The organism is Anaplasma marginale str. Florida (assembly GCF_000215485.1).
In the GTDB taxonomy this organism is placed as follows: Bacteria; Pseudomonadota; Alphaproteobacteria; order Rickettsiales; family Anaplasmataceae; genus Anaplasma; species Anaplasma marginale.
Window position 1 is genome coordinate 1 of the sequence record NZ_AFMS01000047.1, and the last position, 10,895, is coordinate 10,895.

At 49.5% G+C, this 10,895-nt stretch carries 9 protein-coding genes and 1 pseudogene; 8 read left to right on the forward strand and 2 right to left on the reverse strand.

Features of this window, described 5'->3' with window-relative positions; translation table 11 throughout:
- The first annotated feature begins 66 nt into the window (after window positions 1-66).
- The 6 genes from GAC_RS01290 to priA all read left to right on the forward strand — a co-directional run bounded on the left by GAC_RS01290 (window position 67) and on the right by priA (window position 7,816).
- Entirely contained in the window at window positions 67-909 is an 843-nt protein-coding gene (locus GAC_RS01290) for a 3'-5' exonuclease (protein WP_012880592.1), read from the forward strand.
- A 386-nt stretch (window positions 910-1,295) separates the two neighbouring features.
- A complete protein-coding gene (locus GAC_RS01295) occupies window positions 1,296-1,823 on the forward strand; it encodes a retropepsin-like aspartic protease family protein (protein ID WP_010265063.1) in 528 nt (175 codons plus the stop codon).
- A gap of 126 nt (window positions 1,824-1,949) precedes the next feature.
- Window positions 1,950-3,662 carry an aminopeptidase P family protein gene (locus GAC_RS01300; protein WP_037349069.1) on the forward strand — a complete coding sequence of 571 codons (1,713 nt, stop codon included), beginning with the start codon at window positions 1,950-1,952 and terminating at the stop codon, window positions 3,660-3,662.
- 191 nt (window positions 3,663-3,853) lie between these two features.
- Window positions 3,854-4,561, forward strand: a complete 708-nt coding sequence (locus GAC_RS01305; protein WP_037349071.1) for a uroporphyrinogen-III synthase — start codon at window positions 3,854-3,856, stop codon at window positions 4,559-4,561.
- A 233-nt stretch (window positions 4,562-4,794) separates the two neighbouring features.
- The gene (locus GAC_RS01310) at window positions 4,795-5,610 is read left to right on the forward strand and encodes a gamma-glutamyl-gamma-aminobutyrate hydrolase family protein (protein WP_237696929.1); all 816 of its coding nucleotides are present in this window, start codon (window positions 4,795-4,797) and stop codon (window positions 5,608-5,610) included.
- Between the two features lie 217 nt (window positions 5,611-5,827).
- Window positions 5,828-7,816, forward strand: coding sequence for a replication restart helicase PriA (priA, locus tag GAC_RS01315; protein WP_011114451.1), 1,989 nt, complete (start codon window positions 5,828-5,830; stop codon window positions 7,814-7,816).
- Window positions 7,817-7,890: 74 nt separating this feature from the next.
- On the opposite strand, the gene GAC_RS05675 is transcribed toward priA, so the two are convergent.
- The gene (locus tag GAC_RS05675; protein ID WP_141562901.1) at window positions 7,891-8,097 is read right to left on the reverse strand and encodes a hypothetical protein; all 207 of its coding nucleotides are present in this window, start codon (window positions 8,095-8,097) and stop codon (window positions 7,891-7,893) included.
- A gap of 315 nt (window positions 8,098-8,412) precedes the next feature.
- On the opposite strand from GAC_RS05675, the gene rpmB reads away from it, so the two are divergent.
- Window positions 8,413-8,724 (forward strand): 50S ribosomal protein L28, encoded by a 312-nt coding sequence (rpmB, locus tag GAC_RS01320; RefSeq protein WP_029209882.1) that lies wholly within the window; start codon window positions 8,413-8,415, stop codon window positions 8,722-8,724.
- A gap of 2 nt (window positions 8,725-8,726) precedes the next feature.
- Here the strand turns inward: rpmB and GAC_RS01325 are convergent, their stop codons facing one another.
- Window positions 8,727-9,710 carry an RluA family pseudouridine synthase gene (locus GAC_RS01325; RefSeq protein ID WP_010267916.1) on the reverse strand — a complete coding sequence of 328 codons (984 nt, stop codon included), beginning with the start codon at window positions 9,708-9,710 and terminating at the stop codon, window positions 8,727-8,729.
- 378 nt (window positions 9,711-10,088) lie between these two features.
- On the opposite strand from GAC_RS01325, the pseudogene GAC_RS01330 reads away from it, so the two are divergent.
- A pseudogene (locus GAC_RS01330) lies at window positions 10,089-10,895 on the forward strand (ATP-binding protein); the annotation flags it as partial.

Below are 10,895 nucleotides of genomic sequence, written 5' to 3' on the forward strand. Positions count from 1 at the left end.
TTTTTTGTTTGTTAAGGTGCGCAAATTCTGGCAGGATCACCTGGATGAATGCGTAGGATACACACAATGCTGAGCTCGTTATTGGTTTTTGACATTGAAACTATACCAGATACTGACAGCTGCGACAGTCTTGTGGGAAGAGCTGTTGGTGGTGATGTTGCGGCCAAGCGCGAGGCTATGGCTGACTACCATCTTGAAGTGACTAATGGGCAAAATCCATTCCTGCGCCAGCCGTTTCACAAGATAGTGACAATAAGCTTTCTCAGAGCGGATATACGGCGCGATCTGGGGTGTGAGCACTTTACACTGCGCGAAATACGTTCTGGGGGAACTGTGGCCTCCACAGAGAGGGAACTGGTGCGCGGGTTTTTGGGCTACCTTTCCGCAATCAAGCCCCGCATTGTGACGTTCAATGGGCGCACTTTTGACCTGCCTGTGATAAAATACCGGGCCATGGTGCATGGAGTTCAAGCTGGGTATTTGTATAATTCTGGTGACAAGTGGAACAACTATTTTCAGCGATATAGCACAGATTGGCACTGCGATTTGCTCGATTATCTTTCAGATTTTGGCACGTCCGCCAGGGTAAAAATGCATGAAGTGTGTTCTGTGCTGAATTTTCCAGGCAAAATAGGTATAGACGGTTCGGAAGTTGCGCGCATGTATGACTGCGGGCAGTTGTCTGAAATTCGTGACTACTGCGAGTCTGACGTAATCAACACCTACCTTGTGTACCTTAGGCTGATGCACCATCAAGGCAGGGTGACATCGGACAGTTATAACGAATGCATCAAAGATTTGCTGGAGTATCTGCAAACCAGTGGCAACAAACACATGCTTGAATTTGTTGCGGAGTGGGAAAAGGTTTGCGATGGCCAGTTTTTTATGTTGGGGGAAGAGGTGTCTTGAACGGAGCGCGGCCTCCATTGGGTTATTGCACGCGTGTTTAATAAGTTTTATCGTAGTTGGGTTACCATAGTGCACACGCACCTGCCAGCGCCTGTGAGTAGACGTGATGTCTAGCGTGCCTGTGCAGAGCTGTAATATGAAGTCAGTAGGCTTTTATACGTCTCCCTAGTGGACATCAACTCAGTTTTGAGTCAGAATCATGCTTTGTGGCCAGAGCCGCGGCGCCTTTTCCAGGTTGCTGCTCGTTGAGTGGCGGCATGCATGACTCCGGATGTGGCGGGTGCGTGCGCCGTTTTCTACAATATCTGTGCCATTCCTGGGGCTCAATTGCAGGTTTTTCTACTGTGTGCCGCTGTCGAGACCGATATGTCTACTTGTAGTTTGCAATGATAAGGGATATTTGTGCCATGAGATTCGCGAAGTATATAGCTTTTTGGGTTGGGCTTATATCGGTAATTGCCTTCCTATACGATGGAGTGCATAAACCACCATTTGGCAGTTTTGGCAACACTGCAGCCGCGATAAGCGACGTACCCATTATAAAAGATGGAGGGGTTGCATTTCGCAAATCCAAGGACGGCCATTTTTATATACTTGCGGCTATCAATGGGGAGAATATAACATTCCTAGTGGATACAGGCGCGACGGATGTTGTGCTGTCTGAAAGGGATGCGCAGAAGATAGGCGCGCATATGAGGCCGGTGCAGCAATCTAAAACCTACCATACAGCAAATGGGGCCATAAAGGCCACTTATTTTCAGATACCAGAAATCAGAATAGGGACGTTGGTTGCGAGAAATGTGGGTGCTAGCATTAGCACGTCTGAGCTGCGAACGTCTCTGTTGGGAATGAGTTTTCTGAAGCATTTTCACTTTACGATGCGGAATGACGAGCTACTGCTTTCTCCAAGCTGAAATCTAGACGCGCCGAAGTAAACTTTGCACGCATGCCACGCGGGGTAGGGGCTGCTTGCACATGATTACGCTAGTGAAGACGCCGAGGTTTTGCTATAAACTTAGGGTGCTCTTTGCAGGTACGGTGTGGACGCAAAACTCCGGAAGTTATTGCCTCTCATGGATGAACAAGGCCTTGATGCGCTTCTGTTACACCATGCTGATGAATATCAGTCTGGGTGGGTGCACGAGAGTAGGCAAAGAGTAAAATGGCTGTGTGGCTTCAGTGGGTCAAACGCTTTCCTGATAATTTGCAAAAAAGGCAAAAGTCAGTTTTTTACCGACAGTAGATACATAGTGCAATCCGCGTTGGAGGTGGATAAAGATAGTTATGATGTTCATGACTTCCGTGATTTAACTCCCTTTGCATGGCTTGAAGCACACATAGACGAATATCCCGTTGTGGGCTATGAAGGGGAGCTGTTCACGCTCAGCCAGGTAGGGAGGTATGCAAAATTTCTGCCCAAGATGGTGCAGCATATTATGTTAGACAAGATTTGGCAGCGGCCCATGCAGATTCACCAGCGCATACAGGAGCATCCAATAAAGTTTGCTGGGCTTTCAAGCCGTGAGAAGCGCGCGGCCGTTGCTCATACTCTGCCCACCAGTGGCGTCATGTTGATGACCGATGTAGACGCGATATCATGGCTCTTGAATATACGGAACATGGCATTTACGCATACTCCTTCTGTTTTGTCGCGTGCAATACTCCATAGTAACGGGGGCGTTGAGCTTTTTGTGGATGCAGCGGCTGATCAGGTGCACATAAGTGATGAGGACGTGCGCGTTTTTTCAATAGATAAGTTGCACGGTGCCCTAATGAGCGCTCACAGCATTGTGGTGGATGCATCCACGATTCCAATGTCAATATTTGACGCAGTGCGAAGTAAAGTGGTGACGATCAGGGATGATGATCCCTGCACCTTCCCCAGGGCAACAAAAAACGAAACCGAAATACGGGGGATGATCCAGGCTCACGTCAGAGATGGGGTAGCCATGACCAATTTTCTGTATTGGTTGCACACGGAACTTGCAAATTGCAGGGAGGTGACGGAGCTAGGAGCCGCGTTGAAAGTCCGTGAGTTCAGAGAAGCCCAAGAGCTATTTGCCGGAGAAAGCTTCGATGCAATTTCTGGTTTCGGAGGGAATGGTGCAATCGTCCACTATAGGGTAAACGAAAAAACAAGCCAGGTACTGCGCGAAGGGGGGCTGTATCTGCTAGATTCCGGTGGGCAATATTTGGATGGCACGACAGATATTACCAGAACTGTGGCGGTTGGCACTCCAAGTAGAGAACATATTGAGCGTTTTACTGACGTGCTAAAAGGGCATATTGCCCTGGCAAGAGCGGTTTTTCCCACTGGCACCTCGGGGGGAGACCTGGATGTTCTAGCTCGCCAGTATTTGTGGAGCAAAAAGCTCGACTATGGGCACGGTACTGGGCACGGCGTTGGTAGCTTCCTATCTGTGCACGAGGGCCCACAAGCAATCTCACGCGGCAACCGGGTGGCACTACTTCCCGGTATGGTACTTTCCAATGAGCCGGGCTACTATAAGGTTGGCGAGTATGGCATTAGAATCGAAAACCTGATGTATGTTGAAGCGTGTGGTGAGGGATTTTGCAGATTTCAACAACTTACCCGCGTTCCGCTAGACAAAAACCTGATAGACACCAAAATGCTCAGTTCCGAAGAGATAAAGTATGTGAATGATTATCACAGCTTCGTATACAACGAAGTAGCGCCCCACGTTGCTGCAGCGGTCAAAGCTTGGCTACAAACAGCCTGCTCACCACTGTGAGTATGCTGAGCGTGCTCTTTGCGGGGTGAATGACATCAGGGTTGTCCCGTGCACAATTTTTGTGTATGTTCGCTGTTGTTTTCCGCTTGGTTTCGGTGCGGAGTGTTGCGTGCAGTTTAAGTAGAGAGAGTGGGGGGGGGGGACGTTGGTCGCCGAGGTTCTGTTTTTGTTCCTGCCATGGAAGATTGCCTATGGGCATGCTGGTGTTGACCCGTGCCAGTGCAGACTCAGCAAAGTCCAAAGGGGCTCTAGAGGAATTGGGGTTCGACGTTTTTGTTGAGCCCATGTTTGAAGTTGTGCATCTGCGTACTGAGGCCCTAAAGTTGCAGTCATATGACGTCACTGTTGTTACGAGCAGGAATGGTGTTGATGTTATTGCCAAGCTTACCGATGAACGTGATATCTGCATATTGACTGTGGGTGACAGCACCATGAAGCGTGCGACTGCTCTTGGGTTTACTAATGTGGTATCTGCGGGTGGCACCGTGCGCGATGTAATATCTTGCCTGAATGCGTACCAACGCGGAACCAAGGTGCTATACGCGAGAGGGGAGGAAGTTTCATACGATTTGCGCGGTGCTGCAGAGAAAATGGGTTTTGAGGTAGAAGAGGCTGTGCTCTACAAGGTTGTAGCTAGAGCGAATCTGAGCCCCCAGTGCTGTGATCTGCTCATGAATGGTGAGATATTGGGTGTGGTTTTTTACTCAACTAGGACGGCCAAGATTTTTACCGAGTTATCCAGACAATACAGCAGGCTTCTGCGTAATGTTTGTGCGTATTCTATGAGCAGCGGGGTTTTTCGCGCACTGAATGTGGGTGCGTGGAAGCGGATACTTGTTTCTCGACGCCCCACTGAGGAGTCATTGTTTAAGTTATTGTTAGGCATTGAAAGATCATAAATGGTGTGTTATGAAACGTGAAATCTGAGAAATGGTTTGGAATCGCCGTAAGTTTTGTTTAGAGGTTTTGGCAATATAATGCCGGATTTGGTTGGTCTTATGTGTGTAGCGGATGGGTTTGAAATATGAAATGTTTGAGTGGATACGTCCGCACGGCGTTATGTTGTTTCCTGTTGAGTTGGGCATGCTCTTTTGAGTGTGTGCACGCTCTTACGGCAAGCACGGTAGGTATATTGTCTACTAAAAGTTCGACATATCCTAATGAATATGATACTGCCACGGGGATCACCGAGTTACTCGTCACCTTAGGTGCGAAAAATGTGACAATTGTGGATTATAACAAGATAATCGAAAATGCCGGCGGCGCCGGTGCGGACATGGCAGCGATAAAAGACAGCCTAAGTGGGTTTCTGCGAGAGAACAATATAGACAGAATTCTGATTCCAGGTAACTACTACAACATAGTTTCTCCCCCGCTGCCCCCGGTTCCTAACAGACAACTGGTTACAGATGCCGTGGTAGGCCTGATGAATAGCGGGGCTGACTTGCATATTTTGGGTATTTGTGGAGGATTGCAAGGTGTGTTGCACTCACAGAATGTAAGGCTGAGCAGAGTGCAGGATATTTTGGGCTCCAGTGCAATGGCTGAGTCTCACAATATTGCTGATCCAAACCCAAGGCTTCCTGGGGTTCCTCTAATGAGAGCAAGGGCCTTGCCGGGCACCAAACTTGAAGTCATCGTCAGGAAGGTAAATGCGGGGGACGATCCGGTGTTTTACCTACCCGATGCGCACAAAGAAGCAGTAGACAATTCTCCGGAAAATATGGAAAAGCTGAAGGCGCTCGGCTACAAGGTTGCTGCAGTATCTGATGATGGCATCATAGAGGCGCTTGAGGACAGCAAGGGCAACATGTTGATACAAATGCACCCAGAGTACCTACTAATGAATGCTGACAAAAAAACGGGCAAGCACCGCGCGGTTGACCTTGGTATAAAAGTGGCTCTTGCCATCATCACAGATTTTCTCGGGGACGGTTCCGCCGGGTAGCGCGTGATACGTGGTTTTGCTCCGCGCGCAGGTTGGGGTTTCTGCATCATGCTGATGGGGGGCGCTATCGTACCGGTAGTTTGGCCGCATATAACCCGAAAAGAGCCATGTACCTGCAGGGCGCCGCGCTCTTTCGAGAGCGGCCGTGCGCATTTATCACGGTCATTGGAAAATTGTGGCATAATGTGCGGCTTAGTGTGCTAGGTAATGCGAAACTGTGACGGGGCGAATTATAGCGGAGGTTGCGCTACCTGTACCTGTGGATCAATGTTTCTACTACTCTGTACGAGAAGATATGGAACTTTCTGTAGGCGACTACGTGCGGGTTCCCTTTGGAAACAGAGTGGCAATAGGCATCATCACCACCATGAGGAGTGGGCCTGCCCCTGATATGGAGCTGAAAGACATTGGCGACAAAATTCCCCTTCCGCCGGTACAGCGGCCGCTCATGGAGTTTCTGAAGTGGGTCAGTAGTTACAACATCATGCCAATAGGTATGGTGCTAAAAATGGTGCTCGGCAGCGTTATTGTTGCAAAGTCTCGCATGTTTGGCACACAGGAGTACAAATGTTGTGTGCCAACTGATAATAGCCCCGCGCTGAGCACATCTGCTGCGCTGTCAGGGGAGCAGCTGAAGGCCCGTGACCAAATAGTGGGGAGGCTTTCTGGGTTTTCAGTAACTGTACTGGACGGGAAAACTGGTTCCGGTAAAACCGAGGTTTATTGCGCGGCAATAGCCAAGTTGCTGCACGACTGCTTGGATGCTCAGGTTCTGATCTTGCTGCCGGAAATAGTTTTGGCCACGCAGCTCATGAAGCGGGTGCACAGCTATTTTGCAGGGTGCAACCCCGTAGAGTGGCACTCCGGCCTTACGGCGAAACAGCGTAGGGAAAATTGGCTGGCGATCACTTACGGAGCCTCATCAATAGTGGTGGGAGCCAGATCTGCCCTGTTTTTGCCGTTCAAAAATTTGAAAATGATAGTCGTTGATGAAGAGCACGAATCCTCCTTCAAGCAAGATTCTGGGATTATTTACAATGCACGTGACATGTCTATCGTGCTCGCGAAACGATTGGGTGTGCCTGTGGTTCTGTGTTCTGCAACTCCGGCCCTGGAGACAATGCATAACGTCAACCAGGGTAAGTACCATCACGTTGTATTAAAGCAGAGATTCGGCGAGGCAGTAATGCCCGATATCACAGTGGTCGATATGCGCAAAGATCAGCTGCTCAGAGAATGGCTCTCATCGGCGCTGCACGACAAAATCACTTCCACCCTCGCCAAGGGTAACCAGGCGATGTTGTTTTTAAATCGTCGCGGATATGCGAGATTGGTCTTGTGCAAAAAGTGCGGGTACAAAATAAGCTGCCCAAATTGCTGCACATGGCTAACCGAACACAAAAGGTTAGATGGCCTGCTGTGCCACTATTGCGCATACAGCTGCGCAGTGCCCCAACAGTGTCCAGACTGCACCAAACACAATACCATGATGCCATATGGGGTGGGGGTTGAGAGGGTTGCTGAAGGCATAAAGGAGCTCATTCCGGGGGCAAACGTTGCAATCATTAGCAGTGACGTAAGTACCAAGCGAATTACCCGCACAATAGAGCAAATCATGGAAGGTGAAGTGAACATTATTGTGGGCACCCAGATCATAGCCAAGGGGCATAACTTTCCCAAGCTGACTCTTGTTGGAGTCATAGATGCGGATTTAGGCATGGGAAACAGCGATTTAAGGGCGACTGAGAAAACCTACCAACTGTTGCACCAGGTCTCTGGTCGCTCAGGCAGATTTGAAGAAAAAGGGGAGGTGGTGTTGCAAACACACGGCCCGGAGAGCCCTGTTATTCAGTCTTTGATGTCTTGCGAGCGCGAGGATTTTTACAATGCGGAGCTGCACTCGCGCAAGATTACTGATATGCCCCCATACACGAGGCTTGTTGCCATAATAGTATCAGGCAAAGAGGAGTTTAGGGTTGTGGATACGTCTAAAGATATTGTGGCATACCTTTCAAGGCATATAACGGTTTGGGGGCCAGCGCCCGCCCCTATGAGCTTAGTAAACGGTGTGTACCGGTACAGGATGCTGATGAAAATTAGCAATATCATGGCTGTGAGGAAGATCTTAACGGAGTGTCGGGATCGGTACACAAAACTTGGGAGAGTAAGAGTTGTGATAGACGTCGACCCGGTTAACTTCGCGTGAGCGCTGCCCAGTTAACTTCGCGTGAACACTGCTTGCAAGCGGCTATTCGCGTTGGTTTGTATTTATAAGTGCGGTCAACCGCGGCTTTTTGATGCTGTTGGGTGTCCGAGCGCCCATTTTTTGGTGCTCCTCTCGTCTATAAACCCGAAGCGGCAGTCATCTGCACTTCGAAACGTGGCAGATATTTTCTGTGTGATGTACTTAGGGTCAGGGTTATGGCGCTCCGTAGCCCCGTTTCGGCCGCAGTTCATCCCATAGCCCGGTTGTGGTAATCCTGCCATATTTCTGCCACAATTTACTTGTTCCCACGGCCAACGATCTTACTTAAGTGCAATAATCGTGCCTCATTCCTGGGTCGGTTCCGGCCTTTATAGCTTCCATGCTTATACATTTCAAAGGCACGCAGCGCGATGCATGTATTTGTGTTTGGTTGCACGGCTGCGTACTGACAATCTCCTGGTGACGGAGCCCCAGCGCGGCGAATACTCGACAATCAATGTCTGTTGCCACGAATGTTGGTATATATCATGCTGTGGTTGACTATCGCTCACATCATGGTACAATTGCGCAGGTTTGTTGTGTTTTCGGGGGTTCCTGTGAGTAGGGTTTGTGACGTTACTGGGCTTGCCAAGTCCTTCGGTAACAAGGTGTCGCACTCCAACCGTAAGACGAAGCGGTCTTATCTGGTGAATTTGCACAACGTGACTTTAGTTAGTGAGGTGCTTGGTAGGAAGTTTAAGATGAAAGTCGCTGCCCGTACCTTGCGGACTATAAACTACAAGGGCGGCTTCGATCTTTATCTGTTGAATACCGCTTCCAGGAAGCTAAGCGACGAGGCGCAGAAGATAAAGCGCAAGATAAGGGCCGCTATCGCATCTGGTAAATCCTTGCAGTGTGGTGTACTTTAAAATTACCCCCGGTTTCTTGCTTGTAGGTTGCCGGCTCGCTCTAGCGCAGATATGAGTTGCTGTATGTCGTCAGCCGGTTTCGATGTAAACTCGATGTACTTTCCGGTGGATGGATGACGGAAGCCGAGTAGGGACGCGTGCAGGGCTTGTCTACGGAAGTTTTTGACATCCGGCGGCACCCCGCTCCTCATGCATTTCTTGCAGTTCTTACCATACTTCTGATCCCCCACTATGGAGTGCCCTATATGGCTCATGTGCACCCTTATTTGGTGCGTCCTTCCGGTGTGGAGCGTGCATCTAATCAAGCTTGCGACTTCCCCCAATTCCTGTTCAACCTCATATTCTGTTTTTGCCGGCTTTCCGCCGGAATTTGCAGCTTCCATCATGGTTATGTCAGACCTTTTTACGCGGATGTTTGTATGTATCACGCCCCGCTTGGGACAAGGTATACCCCAGGCCACCGCTAGGTATTCTTTCTTGAATCCTTGGTTGGCAAGTTCTTCGGAAAGCCTATAATAGGCGTTTTCGGTCTTCGCGGCTACCATTAGCCCGCTGGTGTCCTTGTCCAGTCTATGTACGATGCCCGGCCTTGAGCTACTACCGACAGACTGCAAACCGGCCCCGAATCGGGCAAGCAGCGCATTTGTTATCGTGTGGTGCTCAATTCCATTTCCTGGGTGGACGGCTATGTAGGGGTCTTTATCTATTACTATAACATCATGGTCTTCGTACACTACTTTGAGGTCAATATCGTAGTTGGGTGATAGAGTGCTGGGTTTCTGTACGGCCGTCACTATTGTGTACACGTCACCTGTTTTTGTCAGATAGCTGTTGTTGTTGATTACTCTTCCAGAGATTGTAACTTGCCCACCCGCGATCAGACCCTGCGCCCTGTTGCGTGATATTTCCAACGCGCACGAGATTAGTTTATCAATTCTTTGTTGGTCGTCCTCTTTGGTGACGCACACTTCGTGTACGCATTTCATTCTGATTACTGGTTTTCCACCATGGTATCTCCGTATATTGCCAAATGCAATTGCGATTCTCTCAGGCGCTTTGTGGAGGTGGATATTCTGGTGGGTGAAGCAAAAACCTGCGGGGCTGCGCCCAGTTTGGGTGTGTGTATTCCGCCCACAGATAACCAGGTCCGGATAACCCGGCTCATTTACAATTGATATGGGCGTCAGTAAAAGTACTTCCCGGTGGAGATTAACCTCAGGTGTTGTGCAAGTGTGCTAAAATGCGGGTGTGTTGCAAAAAATATTGTTTTGCGGTAAGGTGGCTCGAATGTAGAATCGGTGCCGCGTTGGGCTGTTTGGCGGGAGTTTGCGGCCCTCTGAGTTTACAAGTTTTCTGTGGGCTGCATGATACGAAAGATTCTAATTGCAAATAGGGGAGAGATAGCGTGCAGAATAGCGCGGACTGCGCGCAAAATGGGCATAAAGTGTGTATGCGTATACTCTGACGCAGACCGTGGTGCGCTGCATACTCTATGTGCCGATGAAGCCGTGTACATAGGCCCAGGTCCGGCCAGCCAGAGCTACCTGGATATATGTAAAATCTGCGCCGTGGCTAAGGATACCGGGGTGGATGCGGTGCACCCGGGTTATGGGTTTCTTGCTGAGAATGCAGAGTTTCCAGATAGGCTGTCTGAGTGTGGTGTAGGGTTCATAGGCCCGGCTCCGTCTTCCATGCGCATGATGTCCGATAAGGTGGTATCGAAGAGGGTTGCGCAAGATGCAGGTGTTGCTGTGGTCCCCGGATACATGGGCGTTGTAGAATCTCCAGCTGATGCAAAAAAAATTGCGGAGTCTATAGGGTTTCCGGTCATGATTAAGGCTGCAGCCGGTGGTGGGGGCAAAGGCATGCGGGTTGTGAAATCGGCCAAGGAAATGGAACAGGCGTTTGTATCCGCCACCAACGAAGCATCCAAGAGTTTTAGTGATGGTAGAATTTTCATCGAAAAGTATGTGGAATTTCCCAGGCACATAGAAGTGCAGATAGTGGCTGATAAGCACGGCAATGTGGTATGTCTGGGGGGAGAGGGAGTGCTCCATACAGCGCAACAACCAAAAGGTGATAGAAGAAACTCCCAGTCCGTTTCTCGACAAAAAAACGCGAACAAAATATGTATGACCAGTGTGTGAGCCTGGCAAAGAGGGTGAACTATT